At 64.8% G+C, this 16,680-nt stretch carries 14 protein-coding genes and 1 tRNA gene; 6 read left to right on the top strand and 9 right to left on the bottom strand.

Annotated features, from left to right (window positions below; all coding sequences use genetic code 11):
- Nucleotides 1-51 precede the first annotated feature (51 nt).
- The 4 genes from J0W34_RS01605 to J0W34_RS01590 all read left to right on the top strand — a co-directional run bounded on the left by J0W34_RS01605 (nucleotide 52) and on the right by J0W34_RS01590 (nucleotide 2,346).
- Nucleotides 52-801 (top strand): YiiX/YebB-like N1pC/P60 family cysteine hydrolase, encoded by a 750-nt coding sequence (locus J0W34_RS01605; protein WP_230970427.1) that lies wholly within the window; start codon nucleotides 52-54, stop codon nucleotides 799-801.
- Between the two features lie 51 nt (nucleotides 802-852).
- A complete protein-coding gene (gene nrtS / locus J0W34_RS01600; RefSeq protein ID WP_227815262.1) occupies nucleotides 853-1,092 on the top strand; it encodes a nitrate/nitrite transporter NrtS in 240 nt (79 codons plus the stop codon).
- Complete coding sequence (locus J0W34_RS01595) at nucleotides 1,089-1,268, top strand: zf-HC2 domain-containing protein (protein ID WP_230970426.1); 180 nt, start codon at nucleotides 1,089-1,091, stop codon at nucleotides 1,266-1,268. The genes nrtS and J0W34_RS01595 overlap by 4 nt, the downstream gene beginning before the upstream one ends.
- A gap of 97 nt (nucleotides 1,269-1,365) precedes the next feature.
- On the top strand, nucleotides 1,366-2,346 hold the full coding sequence (locus J0W34_RS01590; protein ID WP_227815260.1) for a zinc transporter ZntB: 981 nt from the start codon (nucleotides 1,366-1,368) through the stop codon (nucleotides 2,344-2,346).
- Nucleotides 2,347-2,352: 6 nt separating this feature from the next.
- On the opposite strand, the gene J0W34_RS01585 is transcribed toward J0W34_RS01590, so the two are convergent.
- The 7 genes from J0W34_RS01585 to J0W34_RS01555 all read right to left on the bottom strand — a co-directional run bounded on the left by J0W34_RS01585 (nucleotide 2,353) and on the right by J0W34_RS01555 (nucleotide 12,908).
- A complete protein-coding gene (locus J0W34_RS01585) occupies nucleotides 2,353-3,159 on the bottom strand; it encodes an alpha/beta fold hydrolase (RefSeq protein WP_230970425.1) in 807 nt (268 codons plus the stop codon).
- A 50-nt stretch (nucleotides 3,160-3,209) separates the two neighbouring features.
- Nucleotides 3,210-8,588, bottom strand: a complete 5,379-nt coding sequence (locus J0W34_RS01580; RefSeq protein ID WP_230970424.1) for a PAS domain S-box protein — start codon at nucleotides 8,586-8,588, stop codon at nucleotides 3,210-3,212.
- A gap of 281 nt (nucleotides 8,589-8,869) precedes the next feature.
- On the bottom strand, nucleotides 8,870-9,184 hold the full coding sequence (locus J0W34_RS01575) for a cytochrome o ubiquinol oxidase subunit IV (protein ID WP_227815257.1): 315 nt from the start codon (nucleotides 9,182-9,184) through the stop codon (nucleotides 8,870-8,872).
- A gap of 1 nt (nucleotide 9,185) precedes the next feature.
- Nucleotides 9,186-9,800, bottom strand: a complete 615-nt coding sequence (locus J0W34_RS01570) for a cytochrome c oxidase subunit 3 (protein ID WP_227815256.1) — start codon at nucleotides 9,798-9,800, stop codon at nucleotides 9,186-9,188.
- Nucleotides 9,794-11,740: a cbb3-type cytochrome c oxidase subunit I gene (locus J0W34_RS01565; protein ID WP_230970423.1), complete on the bottom strand. Its 1,947-nt coding sequence runs from the start codon at nucleotides 11,738-11,740 to the stop codon at nucleotides 9,794-9,796. Before J0W34_RS01565 ends, J0W34_RS01570 begins: the two co-directional genes overlap by 7 nt.
- A complete protein-coding gene (locus J0W34_RS01560) occupies nucleotides 11,737-12,624 on the bottom strand; it encodes a ubiquinol oxidase subunit II (protein ID WP_230970422.1) in 888 nt (295 codons plus the stop codon). Before J0W34_RS01560 ends, J0W34_RS01565 begins: the two co-directional genes overlap by 4 nt.
- A 207-nt stretch (nucleotides 12,625-12,831) precedes the next feature.
- Nucleotides 12,832-12,908: transfer RNA gene (locus J0W34_RS01555), tRNA-Arg, on the bottom strand.
- Between the two features lie 122 nt (nucleotides 12,909-13,030).
- Between J0W34_RS01555 and J0W34_RS01550 the strand changes: the two genes are divergently transcribed.
- On the top strand, nucleotides 13,031-13,456 hold the full coding sequence (locus tag J0W34_RS01550; RefSeq protein WP_227815253.1) for a c-type cytochrome: 426 nt from the start codon (nucleotides 13,031-13,033) through the stop codon (nucleotides 13,454-13,456).
- Between the two features lie 65 nt (nucleotides 13,457-13,521).
- Nucleotides 13,522-13,875 carry a hypothetical protein gene (locus tag J0W34_RS01545; RefSeq protein WP_230970421.1) on the top strand — a complete coding sequence of 118 codons (354 nt, stop codon included), beginning with the start codon at nucleotides 13,522-13,524 and terminating at the stop codon, nucleotides 13,873-13,875.
- A gap of 3 nt (nucleotides 13,876-13,878) precedes the next feature.
- Here J0W34_RS01545 and J0W34_RS01540 read toward each other — a convergent pair whose 3' ends face one another.
- Nucleotides 13,879-15,879 carry a UvrD-helicase domain-containing protein gene (locus J0W34_RS01540; RefSeq protein WP_230970420.1) on the bottom strand — a complete coding sequence of 667 codons (2,001 nt, stop codon included), beginning with the start codon at nucleotides 15,877-15,879 and terminating at the stop codon, nucleotides 13,879-13,881.
- Between the two features lie 110 nt (nucleotides 15,880-15,989).
- Nucleotides 15,990-16,670, bottom strand: a complete 681-nt coding sequence (locus J0W34_RS01535) for a DUF4197 domain-containing protein (RefSeq protein WP_227815250.1) — start codon at nucleotides 16,668-16,670, stop codon at nucleotides 15,990-15,992.
- Nucleotides 16,671-16,680: the final 10 nt, after the last annotated feature.

Below are 16,680 nucleotides of genomic sequence, written 5' to 3'. Positions count from 1 at the left end.
CATCGGTCCAATCTTCAGGGAACGTTCCCGACGAGCGCAGGGAGGCACGCCATGGGACCACTGAGCACCTGGATCGGCACCCGCCTGGGGCGCTGGCTGAGCCATGAACGCCATCAGCACGAGGCGACGCCCGTGGTCAGTCGCGCCGCACTGGCCGACGCCCTGTCGCCCGGTGACGTGCTGCTGGTGGACGGCAGCACCCGCATCAGCACCGCCATCAAATACCTTACCCAGTCCACCTGGTCACACGCGGCGCTCTACATCGGTGACGATGGCGCGCAGGCGCATCAGTTCATCGAGGCGGATCTGGTGGAGGGTGTGCGTCAGGTCGGGCTCGACACCTTTGCGGGGCGGCACTGCCGCATCTGCCGCCCGGTGGGGCTGTCACCGGAGGAGATCGATGCACTCGTCGCCTTTGCCCGGCGGCGTCTGGGCAACCGCTACGACCTGCGTAACGTGATCGATCTGGCGCGCTACCTGTTGCCCATGCCACCATTACCGGTGCGCTGGCGGCGGCGCATGATCGCCCTGGGCAGTGGCGACCCGACCCGCGCCATCTGCTCTACTCTGATTGCCGAATGCTTCCACTCGGTGCGCTACCCGATTCTGCCCATGGTCGAGCAACGTGACGATACGCGCCCCGATTGCCCCGGCTGCGTGGCCGAGATTCTGCATATCCGCCATCACAGTCTGTTCGCACCACGCGATTTCGACGTTTCCCCCTACTTTCGCATCGTCAAACCGGCGCTGGCGCCGGGCTTTGATCCGCATGCCGTGGTCTGGTCCGACGAACGGCCGTAAGAAATGCCGTGCATCGACAGACTCATCAGGACACCCCACGGAGTTTTCACCATGTCGTCCCCCCGCCGATTCATTCACCACTGGGCGCGCCGCGCCACCCTGTTCCCCGCCGCGCGGCTGGCGCTGGTGGTGGGTACGGTGCTCAACACCATCAACCAGGGTTCCGCCATCATGGCGGGGCAGCCGCCGTCGTGGCCCCATCTGCTGCTCAACTATGTGGTGCCCTTCTGTGTGGCCAGCTACACCGTAACCCGCCAACGCATGCTCATCGATACGGCCTGCCGCTCATGAAGTCGTGCAAGGACATCACCGCCCTGGTGTCGGCCTCGCTCGACCGCAAACTGTCGGCCCGGGAGCGACTGCAGGTGCGATTCCATCTGTTGTTCTGCACCGGTTGCACCCGCTTCGAACGGCAGTTGCAGTTCATGCGCCGGGCGTTCAAGCGGCGCTTCGGGGAGCGCGACTAGCGCGCTGACGCGCTGCGGATTGTCATTTGCGCGCACCGGACCGAAACTGTGGGCTCGATCCATCGTCTGACCGGGTGTTTCCGCCCTTTCGAGCTCAATGACAGACACTGCGCCCACCCCTGCCGCTGCCCCCGCCGACGATCTGCCCGTGCAGCACATGCGCTTCGACGCCCACGGCAAGATGCTCGAAGCCAACTCGCCTCACCAGCGATTCGAATGGATTCACCTCAAGCGCGGCACACCCGAGGCGCAGGCGTGGCTGGCCGATTCGAGTCTGAGCCCGTTTCTCGTGCAGGCACTCACCGCTGAGGAAACGCGGCCGCGCTGCATCGTGGATGACGAAGGCACCTTGCTGATCCTGCGCGGGGTCAATCTGGCCGCGGGGGCCGAGCCCGAGGACATGGTGTCGATCCGTCTGTTCTGCGACGGCAAGCGGGTCGTCAGCGTGTGGCGACGACCGCTGCTGTCGATGACCGACCTGCTGGCCGCCGTCGGGCGCGGCGCCGGCCCGGTGAGCCCGGGCGACCTGATCGCCAAGATCGCCCTGCGCCTGGCCGATCGGGCCGAACCCATCGTGGCGGCGCTGAACGACAAGGTGGACGACCTGGAAGACGCGGTGCTCGATGAAGACACCACCGCCACCCGCCGCGATCTGGCCGATGTGCGGCGCATGTCGATTCTCATCCGCCGATTCATGTTCCCCCAGCGCGATGCGCTCACCACGCTGGAGATTGAAGACCTGCCCTGGATGACCCGCCCGGATCGCACCCGGGTGCGCGAGGCGAGCGAGCGCACCACGCGACTGGCCGAAGAACTCGAAGCCATCCGCGACCGGGCCACGGTGGTGCATGAGCAGATCATGGACATGCGCGCCGAGACCATGAACCGCAGCATGTACGCGCTGGCGATCATCACCGCCATCTTCCTGCCCCTGGGCCTGCTGACCGGTCTGCTGGGCATCAATGTAGGCGGGATTCCGGGAGCCAGCGACCCGGACGCCTTCTGGGTGGTGTGCGCCATCCTCGGCGCGCTGGTGGTAGGCCAGGTGGCGCTGTTGCGCTGGCTGAAGGTGATCTGAGCCGGCTCAGTCCACCCCGGCCAGAAACCCGGCGATATCGTCAATGACCGCCTCGGGGCACTCCCGGTGCGGCATGTGGCGCACGCCGGGGTAGATCACCAGCCGGGCCTCGGCGCCAATGCCCGCGGCAATCCGCCGGGGATGTTCGACCGAACCGTATTCGTCTTCTTCACCGTGCATGACCAGCGCCGGACAGCGCACCTGATCGAGCACGCCGTCCAGCGACCAGTCGTCAAAGGCCGGACTCAGCCAGGTGTCGATCCAGGCATCGAGCACCCAGCGCGCCTTGTCGCCGTGGTAGCGGGCCAGTCGCGCCACCTGCTGCGGGTCGTCGAACAGGGCCTGGGCCTCGCGAATGCCGGCGCGAGTGCGCGCTTCCACAAAGGCCTGCCCGGCCATGGTGACAACGGCGGCACAGCGCTGCGGGTCGGCGGCGGCGAGATGAATCGCCATACCACCGCCAACGCTGTGCCCGAGCGCCACAAAGCGATCGAGCCCGAGGGCCTGACGCACCGCGGCGAACGCGCCCTGCGCTTCGGCGGAGATGAAATCGAGTGCTTGCAGGCCGGGCGCAGGGGACGACTGCCCGTAACCCAGCCGGTCGTAGGCGATGACCGTGCGGCCGGTGGCGGCGCTCAGTGCATGCGGAAAGTCTCGCCACAGGGCCACGGCCCCGAGCGAGTCGTGCAGCAGCACGACGGGTAGCGCTTCGACATCCTGGCCGGGCCACTGGCACACGAAAAGGCGCCCGGCCGGGTGATCCACCCAACGGGACGCGCTCGGGTCAGGCAGCATCTGCGGTGTCGACGACATGCGCCGATTATGCCCCGGTTGACCTTAACGTCAACCGGGGCGGTACACCTTCATTCCACCCGTGCCTGCTGCTCGCGCATGTAGGCGATGAAATCCCGCCCCGACATGGGCTGCGCGTAGTAGAAGCCCTGACTGAGCGAGCACCCCTCGTTGAGCACGAAGTCGTGCTGCGCCTCGGTCTCGACGCCCTCGGCAATGACCTCCAGCCCCAGGGTGTCGCCCAGACGCAGGATCGAGCGCGCGATGGCGATGTCGTTGCGGTCTTCCGGGATATCGCGCACGAAGGACTGGTCGAGCTTGAGCTTGGTGACCGGCAGACGCTTGAGGTAGGCCAGCGACGAATACCCGGTGCCGAAGTCGTCGATGGCGATGCCGAAGCCGATGTCGCGCAGCAGGTTGAGCAGGCTGATGGCGTCGGCGCTCTCGTGCATGAGATAGCTTTCGGTGAGCTCGAGCACGATGTCTTCGGGCGAGCAGCCGATCTCGTCGAGCATGCGCAGCACCGCATCCACAAAGCCACGCTGGGCCACCTGCTTGCCCGACACGTTCACCGACACGAAATCGGGTGCCACACCGGCCTCGCGCCACTGGATGTATTGCTCGCAGGTCTGGCGGAACACCCAGTCGCCCAGCGGGTGAATGAGCCCGCGCTCTTCGGCCACCGGAATGAAGCGCCCGGGCGCGATGCTGCCCCGCTCCCCGTGGGGCCAGCGGGCCAGCGCCTCGACACCGACGCAGCGCCGGGTGGTCACGTCAACAACCGGCTGGTAGTAGACCTCGATGGTGTGCTGGTCGACCGCCTCGCGCAGTTCGTTGTGCAGGGTCATGCGCTCTTCGGCCTTGCTGGCCATGTCCTGCGTGTAGAAGTGGAACTGGTTGCGCCCACCGTCCTTGGAGCGGTACATGGCCAGGTCGGCGTTCTTGACTAGGGTGTCCACGTCGCCGCCGTCTTCGGGATAGACTGCCACGCCGATGCTGGCGGACACGTAAAGCGGCCCGGTGGCCACTTCGACGGGGTCGGAGAGCACATGCAGGATCTTGCGTGCCGTGGTCTCGGCCGCATCCGCGTCGTCCGCGTTTTCGATGAGGACGGTGAATTCGTCGCCACTGAGGCGGGCGACGGTGTCGCTGGCGCGGGTGATGGCGCGCAGTCGCTCCCCCACCTCGACGAGCAGTTCGTCACCCACCGGGTGGCCGTAGGTATCGTTGATGTGCTTGAAGTTGTCCAGATCGATGAACATCAGCGCCAGCTTGCGGCCCTGCCGGTTGGCCTGCGCCAGCGCGTGGCCGAGGCGATCCATGAACAGGGAGCGGTTGGGCAGGCCGGTGAGCCCGTCGTAGTGCGCCAGGTGGTTGATGCGCTCCTGCGAGGTCTTCTGCTCACTGATGTCGTACATCACCCCGATCATGCGGGCCGCGCTGCCCGACTCGCCGCTGATGCACGACAGACTCAGCCACACGGGCACGAGATGCCCGGCCTTGTGGCGGTTCCACACCTCGCCCTGCCAGGAGCCGGTTTCGGTCACGCACCGCCAGACTTCCCGATGGAATTCCTCGTCGTGGCGGTCGGACTGCCACAGGCTGCAGTCCTGCCCCACCGCGTCGGCATCGCTGTAGCCGGTGATGTGCTCGAAAGCCCGGTTGACCTTGAGGATCTTGCCCTCGCGCGTGGCAATGAAGATGCCGTCCATGGTGCTGGAGAACACCGAGGCGGCCAGGTGAAGTTCATCCTGGTCGCGCTTGCGCCGGGTGATGTCCTGGATCTGCACGATGAAATAGCGCGCGCCGCCTTCGTCGCCGGGCACCAGCGAGACGTTGAGCCCCACCCACACCAGTCGGCCGTCCTTGTGCCGGTAGCGCTTTTCGACGGCGTAGTTCTCCAGCGCGCCGTCGAGCAGCTTGCGCACTTCGGCGCGATCAAGGCTGCGATCTTCCGGCAGGGACAGATCGAGGAAGGACATCCCGGTCAGCTCGTCCGCCGAATAGCCGACGATCTGGCACAGCGCAGCGTTGAACTCGACCCACTGTCCCTCGGGCGTCACCAGCGCCATGCCGATGGGCGCAAAGCGCATGGCCTGCTGGAACTTGAGTTGGCTCTCGCGCAAGACCGCCTCGGCCTTGCCGCGCTCGGTCAGATCGCGCAGGAAGCCGATGAAGCGCACCTCGCCGCCGCCAAGACGCTGAACGCCAATGCTCAGGTGCAGATGGATGTCGTGCCCGTCCTTGTGGCGCCCGAGCACGTCGCGTCCGGTGCTCGGCGCGGCATTGCCCCGCGCCAGAAAGCGCTGGATGAATCCATCGTGACGGGCAGTGTCCTGGTCGGCCATGAGCATGGCCACGTTGTTGCCCAGCAGTGCCGGGGCGTCGTAGCCGAACACGCGCGCGCAGGCCGGGTTGCACTGCACCATGCGCCCATGCTGGTCGATGACCACCACCGCATCCGGCGCCGCTTCGATGAGCGCGCGGTTATGCGCCTCGCTCTCGCGCAAGGCCAGCTCCACATGCTTGCGCCGGCTGGTGTCGCTGATCGAGCCGGCCATGCGCACCGCCTCGCCTGCGCCGTTGCGCACCGCCTCGCCGCGCGCCAGCACCCAGATGTACCCGCCGGACTTGTGCCGCAGCCGGTACTCGATTTCATAAGGCTCGCTCTGCTTCAGGTGCGCATCGATCGCAGCGAGCACTGCCGGTTTGTCCTCCGGGTGCAGGCGACTGACCCAGGCCTCGAAGCTCGCCTCCAGTTCATGCTCGCGGTAACCGAGCATCTCCTTGAAACGTGGCGAGAAATACAGCTGCTGGTCGGCAATTTCCCAGTCCCACAGCCCGTCATTGCTCCCCCGCACCGCCAGGTCGAAGCGCTCGTTGCTCTGGGCCAGTGCCTGCTCGGCCAGGCGCTGGCGGGTAATGTCTTCGAACACCAGCACGGCGCCGTCAATGGCGCCGGCCGCCGTGCGGTAGGCCATCGCGTCGAGCCGGAAGGCACGTCCGTCGTCGGACAGAAGCACCTCGGCATGAGGCTGGCCGTTGGCGAGCACCTGGCGCACGCGAACACTGAGCCCCGGCGCCTCCATGCGCCAATGGACCCCGGTCAGCGAACAGCCTTCGAGCGGTGTCTCGGTGGTCACGATGGCGGCGCACGCCCGATTGGCCTGCGTGATGCGCAGGTGGGTATCGACCACGATGAGCGGAAACGACAGACTCTGCTTGACGTTGGTCAGGTCCGTGGCGGTGGTCTCAAGTTCGCCGGATTTGACCTGCAACTCTTCATTGACCGTGAGCAGCTCTTCGTTGGTGGACTGAAGCTCCTCGTTCGATGTCTGCAATTCTTCGTTGGTGGACTGCAACTCCTCGTTGGTCGATTGCAGCTCCTCGTTGAGCGACTGCAACTCTTCGTTGGAGGTCTCCAGCTCCTGCACGACCAGATGCAGGTGCGCACGGGTGTCGGAGAGTTCCTGCTCGAGTTCGCTGATGATGAGGCCATCCTGGGCACTGCCGTCAGCGGGTGCAGCGCGCGGCGTGTCGAGCGACACCGGCTCGCTCAGGAATGAGACCAGCAGCATCTGGCCGGCATCCGCCTCCAGCGGGCTGAGCTCGATGCTCACGCGATGCGGCACCCCGTCGATGTCGATCACCAGCGCACTGCTGCGCACCTCCGACTGATCCCGTCGGCAGCGATACACCAGGGCGCGAAGCTCGGCGCGCGCGTTGGAATCCACTAGGTCGAACAGGTGCATGTTGGCCGCCCCGGTGGGAAAGCCGAGGAAGGGCTTGAGATTGCCCTGGAAGTGCACCACGTCATCCGCCTCATTGATCACCAGCGAGGGCGGTGCAAAGCGCTGGGCCAGCGCTTCGAGCGTGCGCATGCTGAGGGCATCGGTGGTGCTGGTCTTGTTGCGGGCCGCGAACGGCCGACGGGCCGTCGGCGCAGACAACCCCGACGGCACCGGCAAGGCATAACTGGTGATGCCCTCCACCCGCTGGTACAGGCGTGCCCTGGCATCGATGGGGCGATACAGTTCGGCGTAACTCTCTGCACTTTCCGATTTACCCAGGAACAGCATGCCGCGGGCGCAAAGCGAGTAGTGAAAGAGTTCCAGCACCCGCTTCTGCACCGGCGGATTGAGGTAGATGAGCAGGTTGCGGCAGCTGATCAGGTCGAGCCGGGCGAACGGCGGGTCTTCGATCACGTTCTGGCGGGCGAACACCAGGCGGTTGCGCACACTCTTGAGGATGTGACAGTAGCCACCGACCTGGTCGGTATAGCGCTCGCGCAGCCCTTCGGGCAGATGCTCCAGATCCGCCACCGGATAGATCCCCTGGCGCGCACGCTCAAGCGCTTCGTCGTCCAGATCGGACGCGAAGATCATGTATTGCAGGTCGGTACGCCCGAGGCGCGTAAGCGCCTCCTCGATGAGCATGGCAATGCTGTAGGCCTCTTCACCGGTCGCACACGCGGGCACCCAGCAGCGGATGATCGCGCGGGCCTCCAGACGGCGCACCAGCGCATCGACCGCCTGCGCGAGCGCCTGGAACGCGTCGATATCGCGAAAGAACGAGGTGACGCTGATGAAGGTATCGCGCACCAGCGCCTGGGCTTCTTCCGGGTCTTCGGCGAGGCGCGCACTGTACTCGCTGAGGGAATCGATCCCGAGGATCTGCAGGCGGCGCGCAATACGTCGGCGGACCGTGCCGGCTTTGTAGTCGTCGAGGCGGAAGGCGGTTTTCAGGCGCACCAGCTTGCCGATGTGGGCGAAATCGTCCTCGGGCGAGTCGGGACGGGACAGCAAGGCCAGGGCCGGCTCATGCGCCACCAGCCGGCTGATGGCCTGGCCCATTTCCATCGGGCGCAGGATGAGATCCACACTGCCGGTGTGGATCGCGGCCCGGGGCATGCCGTCGTATTTCGCGGTGTCAGGATCCTGCACCAGCGTGATGCCACCGGCTGCCTTGATCATCCTGAGGCCTGCGGCGCCATCCGAGCCGGTCCCGGACAGGATGACGGCAATGGCCTGATCACCGAGGCCTTCGGCCAGGGATTGGAAGAAATGATTGACCGAGGGTTTGGGGCCGACAGGCTGCGATGGCTCGGTCAGGCGCAGCTGACCGCGCTGGAAGATCACGTCCCGGTTGGGTGGCGTGATGTAGACCGTGCCCGCGCGCGGCACCTCACCGTCTTCGAGATTGGCGACCTGCAGGTCGGTCCGCGGCGCCAGCAGGTTCTGCAACATGCTCACATGGCTGGGCGACACATGCTGGGCGATCACGTAGGCCAGCAAGTGGTGCTCGACCAGGCCATCCATGAGCTCGCGCAAGGCTTCGAGGCCGCCGGCCGATGCGCCGATACCCACGACCCGCGCACCCTCGGCGGGCCCTTGGGGTTCCCCTGCACCGGACGCGGGGGTTTGTGCGTCCGGTCTGACTGGCTGTTCCATGCACCTGACCTTTCATACCCGGCTGGAACGCAGTGACTCAGCGGGCGCTACGGATCATCCGCGCGCACCTGAGCCTGTCGTGCCGACATGCGCCGCCGACCGCCTGGGATGTGCTGAATGACCTCTGTTTTTTTCAGTTTTTCACATCATCATGACAGAACTTCTTCCCGTTCTGTTCAGGATTTCAGCGCATTAGAGGCCATTGATATTCCTTTCGGATAGTCCTCACCGGTCCACGGACTTCGCAAAACGAACGCACATGCTATGAAACGCGCTGATGATCACCCCATCATGCGCAGGTGCAGGTCGTGCATCACCCAATAGGTGCCTCCCACCATGATGAGGATCAGCAGGAGGGAAAAACCGACGGCCAGATTCACGGTGCGGGAAGACCCGGTTTTACCCACATCCAGGAAAAGGACCAGGTGAACCCCCATCTGAAGCGCTGCCAGCGCGGCCATGAGCCCGATGACCAGATCACGCGGGAGCGGCGCCCGGGTGAGCCCGAAGGCGACCAGGGTGAGCACGAAGGCCAGCGCCAGGCCGAAGACGCGACGGCGCACCGCGCGACTGTGAGGGGTTTGGGACAGGAACATTTCAGAGACTCCCGGCCAGGTAGACGAAGGTGAACACGCCCACCCAGATCACGTCGAGAAAATGCCAGAACAGCCCGAGACGCCGTAGCCGCGACTTCACGGGGCGGCTGAGCCCGAATACCCGGATCTGTGCCAGCAATGCGAGCAGGCCGATCATGCCGACACTCACATGCAACCCGTGGGTGCCGACCAGCGTGAAGAACGCGGACAGGAAGCCGCTGCGATCCGGCCCGGCTCCGGCGAGCACCAGCTCGATGAACTCCAGCCCTTCAATACACAGGAAGGCACCACCGAGCATGGTGGTAACCGCCAGCCAGGCGACCGTGCGCGGCCGGTCGTTGCCCTCGGCCGCCAGATCCGCCAGCGCAAAGGTGAAGCTGCTCGCCAGAAGGCAGAGGGTCTCGATGAAGGCGCGGTTGAGGTCCACCAGCGCAGCGGCATCCGGCCCGCCGGCGGTGCGATCGACCATCACGCCGTAGGTGACAAACAACAGCGCAAAGATGATCGCGTCGCTCAGCAGGTACCACCAGAAGCCGATCTCGCGTGCCTCGAAGGTGTGCGCCATGTGATGGTCGATCAGCGCGCCGCGCTGGAAGCGGTCGTGCGCACTCAGCATGGCGTCACCTCCGGGGCATCGACGACCCTGAACTCGGGCGTCTCGGAGAACATCGCGAACACCACGAAACCGATCAATCCGCACAGGCTGAGGGCAGCGAGCCACCACACATACCAGACCATCGCGAACCCGAAAACGAAGGCCAGCGCGCCGAGCCACACGCCCGAGGCCGTGTCGTTGGGCATCACGATGGGGGCCGGTGCGCCATCCGCCGTGGCGTCGTAGTGGCGCGCCTTGCGCCAGGCCAGTTCGTCGAGCGCATGCACGGTGGGCTGGACGTCGAAATTCCATGCCGGGGGCGGCGAGGCGGTGGCCCATTCCAGCGTGCGACCGTCCCACGGATCGCCCGTGGTGTCCCGCAGGGCCTCACGATGACGGATCGACACGGCCAGCTGGATGGCCAGACACAACACGCCGATGCCGATGAACACCGCCCCCAGTTCGGCCACCCAGAGCAGCGGTTGCCATGCCGCGTTGCTGTAATGCTCCATGCGCCGTGGCATGCCCATGATGCCGGTGGCGTACAGGGGCATGAAGGCCAGATAGAAACCGATGATCCACGCCCAGAAGCTGCGCTTGCCCCAGCGCTCGTCGAGGCGGAAGCCGAACACCTTGGGAAACCAGTACATGTAGCCGGCCAGATAGCCGAACAGCGCACCGGGCACCAGCATGTTGTGGAAGTGCGCCACCAGGAACACCGAGTTGTGCATGGCGAAGTCCACCGGCGGGATCGACAGCAGCACCCCGGTGGCACCACCGATCACGAAGGTGACGATGAAGCCGAGCGTCCACAGCATGGGGGCCGTGAATCGCACCCGGCCGTGGTACATCGTGAACAACCAGTCGAACACCTTCACCCCAGTGGGCACCGCGATCACCATGGTGGCGATACCGAAGGCGGCGTTCACGTTGGCGCTCGCTCCCATGGTGAAGAAATGATGCAGCCACACGGTGAAGGACAGAATGCCGATGGCCGCCGTGGCATAGACCAGCGACGCGTAGCCGAACAGGGGCTTGCGCGAAAAGGTGGCCACCACTTCGGAGAAGATGCCGAAGGCCGGCAGGATGAGGATATAGACCTCCGGATGCCCCCAGATCCAGAACAGGTTCATGTAGTTCATCATGTTGCCGCCGCCACCATTGGTGAAGAAGTGCATGCCCAGATCGCGATCGAGGGCGAGCATGACGGTGGAAACGGTCAGCGCCGGAAAGGCAAACACCATGAGCACGCTGGTGACCAGCGCCGTCCACGTGAGCAGCGGCATGCGCATCAGCGTCATGCCCGGCGCCCGCTCGCGCAGGATGGTGACCAGAAAGTTGATACCGGTCATCGTCGAGCCCACCCCGGCGATGAGCACCGACCAGATCCAGTAATCCACCCCGGTGTCCGGCGTGGTCGCCAGCTCCGAATACGGCGGGTAGCCCGTCCAGCCGGCCGTTGAAAAGGTCCCCAGCACCAACGACAACAACACCAGCGCCGCACCGGCGGCCGTCATCCACAGGCTCATCGCATTGAGCCGGGGAAACGCCACGTCCCGCGCGCCGATCTGCAAGGGCACCACGATATTGAGCAAGCCCACCAGAAACGGCATGGCCATGAAGAAGATCATGATCGTGCCGTGGGCAGTGAAGATCTGGTCGAAGTGATCCGGCGGCAGGATGCCTTCGCTGTTGAGCGCGATGGCCTGCTGGGTACGCATGAGGAAGGCATCGGCAAAGCCCCGCAGCAACATCACCAGCGCCAGCACCACATACATGACCCCGAGCTTCTTGTGATCGACCGTGGTCAGCCAGTCGCGCCACAGACGTGTCCACCAGCCCTTGCGCCAGATCAGCAGGACAATGGCCAAGCCCGCGAGTACCTCCACGCCGGCACCGATCGCCGCGATGGGCGAATACAGGGGCAGCGCATCCAACGAGAGCCGTCCGAGCCAGTTCATGGGCGATCCCCCGCCGTCGTCTGATCGCAATCGGTGGCGCAGTACTTGTGGACCACCTGATCGAACAAGCGGGGCGGAAAACCGCCGAACACGGCGGGTCTGGCCGTCGCATGTGCATTGGCCAGCTGTCGATACGTGGCCGTGCTCAACTGCGGCGAGTGGCCCTGGTGCTCGCGCACGAAGCGCTGGAAATCACCCGCGGACTCCACCGAGACATCGAAGCGATGATCGGGGAAACCATCGCCCGAATACTGCATGTTGCGACCGGTGAAGTGGCCGCGATGGTCAGGTGCGAAATTCAGATGCGTCACCATGCCCGCCATGGCGTAGATCTGACCGGCCAGGCCCGGCAGGTAGAGAGCGTTCATGACCGTATCGGAGGTAATCGACATCTCCACCGGCCGCCCCTCGGGCAGGATCAGCGTATTGACCGAGGCCACGCCGTTGTCCGGATAGAGAAAGACCCACTTCCAGTCCAGGCTGATGGCCTGCACATGCAGCGGCTCACCTCGGGCCACCGGGGACGCGTAAGGGTCAAGCCGGTGGGTGTACACCCACACCAGCGCACTGATCGCCACCACCAGGATGGCCGGCACGATCCACACCACCGCCTCGATCAGGTTCGAATGCGCCCAGTCGGGCCGATAGTCGGCCCCGCTCTTGTCCTCGCGATAGCGCCAGGGAAACCAGATCGCCATCACCCACACCGGAATGAGTACCACGAGCATGAGCCCGAACGCCCAGATCATGAGGTCGCGCTGACTCTCGGCCGTCAGACTGGCCGGATTGAGGAAGGAATGCGTTTCGGTGGTGCAGCCCGCAAGCACCGCTGCCCCCAGCAGGGACAAGGTTCGCGGGCCGATTGCGGGGCGTATGCGCGCCATGGCCGTCTCCGAAGTCATGAAATTCGTGTTTTCGGAGGGGATAACGCAAGTTCGGCGCCAGCACGCAAGGCACTGTGAAACAAAGGATTTGTGAACATCCGGCGATCCAAGCCGGTGGATATCCACCAGCGGATCGGGCCATATCCACCAGCGCCCGGACAAAGAAAAACGGGTCAGGCATTTGGCCTGACCCGTTTTCGGCAATTCTGGCGCGCCCGGCGCGATTCGAACGCACGACCCCTGCCTTCGGAGGGCAGTACTCTATCCAGCTGAGCTACGGGCGCTTGGGAGGCGGCAAGCATAACCGCTTTTCGACATGTCGTCCACGCGTTGTGCTTTCATGCTGCACCTGCGACCGCTATAATCGACGGGTTTTGAAAATTGCCTGCCTTTGAGGATCCTCCGCATGACCAAGTCCCGCGCTCTGATCGCCCTGATGGCCGCGTCAGCACTGACGCTCGCCGCCTGTGGCAAAGACAAGTCCATCGACAGTGAAATGTCCGCCAGCCTGACCCAGCCGGTCGCTCAGGTGGCCCTGAAGGTCCAGAAAGAAGAGCCGGGCAAGCGCACCGGTGAAGAGATCGTGGGCAAGGTCTGTGGCGCCTGCCACAACTCCGGCGCACTGAATGCACCGAAGACGGGTGACGCCGATGCCTGGGCACCGCGTATCGCCAAGGGCTACGATGCCCTGATCCAGACCGCCACCAACGGCATCAACAACATGCCCCCGAAAGGTGGCGCCGCCGACCTGACCGACAAGGAACTGGCGCGCGCCGTGGCCTACCTGGCCAACCAGGCCGGTGCCAGTTTCGAGGCACCCCCGGTCGAGTAATCCACCGGATTGCTGTTGAACGAAAGCGGCTCTTTGGAGCCGCTTTTGCTTTGCCGGAGACTTGCATGAGCACCCAACGCAAACTCGCCCTGACCCGGGACCGTATCCTCGGCAACCTGGAATGGCTAGCCGATGCCGAGCATGAGCCGCCCCACATGGGCATCTACACCTGGACGGCGTGCTGGGAGGACTGGGTCCCGGCCCATCCGTCGGCCGAGACCTTGCCCGCCCCCACCTACACCCCCGACGAAGTCACCGCGATCGCGCAAGTGAGCGAGGCGGTGGACACCTTCTGGGATGCATTTGACGGCGAGGATGAAGAGGGGGTGAAGCTCCCCGAATGGGCGGCACTGGTCAGCGCCTGCCGGGCTGCGCTCGCGATCATGATGGTACGAGGCCGCCTCACCGAGGCCGGCTGAGGCTCAGTCGCCTCCAGGCGGGCCGCCCTTGCCCGCCAGCATGGCCTTGAGATTGGCCAGCCGTGCCTTGCCCTCGTCCTGACTGACGGGGGCATCGTCTTTTCGGGCGGTGGCAATGCCCTCGCCCATCTCGCCGATGAAGCGCGAGGCCTCGCACACCCGCACATCCGCACCCGCCTTGCGACGCTCACACCAGGTGATGGTGAGCGAGCGCTGGGCACGGGTGATGCCCACGTACATCAGACGTCGCTCCTCTTCCAGATTGCCTTCGTCCAGCGCGCTCTGGTGCGGCAACATGCCCTCTTCGACGCCGACCAGGAACACGTGCTTGAACTCCAGGCCCTTTGAGGCATGGAGCGTGGCCAGCTGGACCCCGTCGAACTCCTCATCGCCCTTGTCGAGCATGGAAATGAGGTTGATGGTCTGGGTCAGTTCGATGAGGTTCTTGCCGTCCTGCTCGCCCTTGCGGCTGAGCCATTCGACGAAGTCGCGCACGTTCTTCCACTTGCTCTCGGCTTCGCGGGTGTTGTCCGCGGTCATCAGCCAGGCTTCGTAATGGGTGTCGCGCAGCAGGTCTTCCAGAATGCGGCCGGCCGGCTCCCGCTCGGCACGGAAGGTGAGCTGGTTGATGAAGTTGCCGAAGTCGCGCACCGCTTCGAGTTGACGTTCCTTGAGATGCTGCCCCACGCCCTCTTCGAAGGCCGCTTCGAACAGCCCCACATGGCGCTTGCCCGCGTAGTTGCCCAGCGCTTCGATGGTGCTCGGTCCGACACCCCGTCGCGGCGTGGTGATGGCGCGAATGAAGGCCAGATCGTCATCCGGATTGAGCAACAGGCGCAGATAGCTGATGAGGTCACGGATCTCGGAACGGTCAAAGAAAGACTGCCCCCCTGAAATCACGTACGGAATCTTGTGATTGCGCAGCTGCTGCTCGAACAGACGGGCCTGGTGGTTGCCGCGGTAGAGAATGGCGTAGTCGCTGAACTTGGTTCGGAACTCGAACTTGTGCGCCTGGATGCGCATGGCCACGAGCTGGGCTTCGTTTTCCGGATCGCGCGCCGAGGCCACGCGGATGGGCTCGCCGGGGCCGTGTTCGGACCACAACTTTTTCTCGAAGAGCTTTTCGTTGTTGCCGATCAGGGTGTTGGCCGCGCCCAGAATGCGCCCGCTGGAGCGGTAGTTCTGCTCGAGCTTGATGACCCGCAGGCTGGGGTAATCGGTCTGCAGCAGCTTGAGGTTTTCCACGTCAGCACCGCGCCATGCATAGATGGCCTGGTCGTCGTCGCCCACGGCGGTGAACGCGCCACGTTCGCCCGAGAGCAAACGCAGCAGGGTGTATTGCGCCCGGTTGGTGTCCTGGTATTCGTCAATGAGCAGATAGCGCAACCGGCGCTGCCAGCGCTCGCGCACCTCTTCATGCTCACCCAGGAGACGCACCGGCAGGCTGATGAGATCGTCGAAATCCACCGCCTGATAGGCGCGCAAGGTGCGTTCGTAGTCCGGATACACCTTGGCCGCCGCCGCCGCGATGTCGTCATTGGCGATCTTGACCGCCTCTTCGGGCGTGATCATGGCGTTCTTCCAGCTGGAAATCTGCCACTGCAGGCTGCGCGCGTAGGCCTTGTCGGTGTCGCCGACCACGTCCGAGATGATCTGCGTGATGTCCGAGGTATCGAGGATGGAGAACTGCGGTTTGAGCCCGCAGTGCTTGGCCTCCTGGCGCACGATGCGCACCCCCAGCGCGTGGAAGGTGCACACGGTCAGCCCTTTGGCTCGCCCGCCACCAAGCAGCCCGCCCACGCGCTCCTGCATTTCCTTGGCCGCCTTGTTGGTGAAGGTGATGGCCGCGATGTTGGTGGGCGAGTAGCCACATTCGTCCACCAGATAGGCGATTTTCTGGGTGATCACGCGCGTCTTGCCACTGCCCGCGCCCGCCAGCACGAGGCAGGGGCCGTTCAGGTAGTGGATGGCTTCACGTTGCGGAGCGTTGAGACCGAGAGACATGGGCGGGGATCAAAAACAGCACGCCGCCCGGGCGGGCGGCGCGAACAGTGCGTTGGGCGTCATTTTACCGGAGCACCGGGGTGCGCCGGGGGCGAACCGACAAGCGCGGGTCACTTCATGGCTTCGAACACTTTCTTGGCCAGCGAGCCGGCCGCCTGCATGGGGTTGGCGCGAATGGCCCGCTCCTGCTCGGCGATGGTGGCGTAGAGGCCGTCGAGCGCCTTGGCGGTCACGAAGGTCTCCACCGAACTTTCTTCGCCCTTGAGCAGCCCGGTCTTGGCGGCCTTGCCCGCCAGCTGGTTGTACTGGCCGGCCAGCGACAGACGGTTGGTCTGTTCGGTCACCACCGGCAGGAAGCGCTTGGTGAGCGCGTCGCGGGTCTTGGACTCGAAATAGCGGGTGACCGAATTGTCGCCACCGGACAGAATCTTCTTGGCGTCATCCACGCTCATCGACTTGACCGCACCGACGAGCAGCGTGCGCGCCTCGGGTACGGCCGCTTCGGCCGCGCGGTTCATGGCCGTTTGCAGGTTGTCGAGTTCGTCGGCCTTGCCCATCATCTTGAGAATGGGGCGGGTCTTTTCCAGCGCGCTGGGCAGCGGGATGCGCACCTTGGCATTGTTGAGGAAGCCCCCCTTGGTGCCGAGCTGGTCGACCGCCACGTTGGCCCCCTGTTCCAGCGCCTCCTTGAGGCCGCCGCTGGCCTGCGTGCTCGACAACAGATCCAGGCCGCCGGCAAAGGCCGGAGACGCCATCATGAGGAAGAAGACTGCGCGTCGAAGAAACTGCATTGGGCTCGCT

This window comes from Nitrogeniibacter aestuarii (genome assembly GCF_017309585.1).
GTDB lineage: Bacteria > Pseudomonadota > Gammaproteobacteria > Burkholderiales > Rhodocyclaceae > Nitrogeniibacter > Nitrogeniibacter aestuarii.
The sequence above is the reverse complement of the archived record's forward strand: the minus strand, read 5'-3'. Positions and strand labels throughout refer to the sequence as shown.

Coding starts and splice junctions, on each gene's coding strand:
- J0W34_RS01575 (WP_227815257.1), bottom strand. CDS start 9,184: ATGTTCCTGTCCCAAACCCCTCACAGTCGCGCGGTGCGCCGTCGCGTC.
- J0W34_RS01580 (WP_230970424.1), bottom strand. CDS start 8,588: ATGGAACAGCCAGTCAGACCGGACGCACAAACCCCCGCGTCCGGTGCA.
- J0W34_RS01590 (WP_227815260.1), top strand. CDS start 1,366: ATGACAGACACTGCGCCCACCCCTGCCGCTGCCCCCGCCGACGATCTG.
- J0W34_RS01550 (WP_227815253.1), top strand. CDS start 13,031: ATGACCAAGTCCCGCGCTCTGATCGCCCTGATGGCCGCGTCAGCACTG.
- J0W34_RS01585 (WP_230970425.1), bottom strand. CDS start 3,159: ATGTCGTCGACACCGCAGATGCTGCCTGACCCGAGCGCGTCCCGTTGG.
- J0W34_RS01540 (WP_230970420.1), bottom strand. CDS start 15,879: ATGTCTCTCGGTCTCAACGCTCCGCAACGTGAAGCCATCCACTACCTG.
- J0W34_RS01545 (WP_230970421.1), top strand. CDS start 13,522: ATGAGCACCCAACGCAAACTCGCCCTGACCCGGGACCGTATCCTCGGC.
- J0W34_RS01535 (WP_227815250.1), bottom strand. CDS start 16,670: ATGCAGTTTCTTCGACGCGCAGTCTTCTTCCTCATGATGGCGTCTCCG.
- J0W34_RS01565 (WP_230970423.1), bottom strand. CDS start 11,740: ATGAACTGGCTCGGACGGCTCTCGTTGGATGCGCTGCCCCTGTATTCG.
- J0W34_RS01595 (WP_230970426.1), top strand. CDS start 1,089: ATGAAGTCGTGCAAGGACATCACCGCCCTGGTGTCGGCCTCGCTCGAC.
- J0W34_RS01605 (WP_230970427.1), top strand. CDS start 52: ATGGGACCACTGAGCACCTGGATCGGCACCCGCCTGGGGCGCTGGCTG.
- J0W34_RS01560 (WP_230970422.1), bottom strand. CDS start 12,624: ATGGCGCGCATACGCCCCGCAATCGGCCCGCGAACCTTGTCCCTGCTG.
- J0W34_RS01570 (WP_227815256.1), bottom strand. CDS start 9,800: ATGCTGAGTGCGCACGACCGCTTCCAGCGCGGCGCGCTGATCGACCAT.
- nrtS (WP_227815262.1), top strand. CDS start 853: ATGTCGTCCCCCCGCCGATTCATTCACCACTGGGCGCGCCGCGCCACC.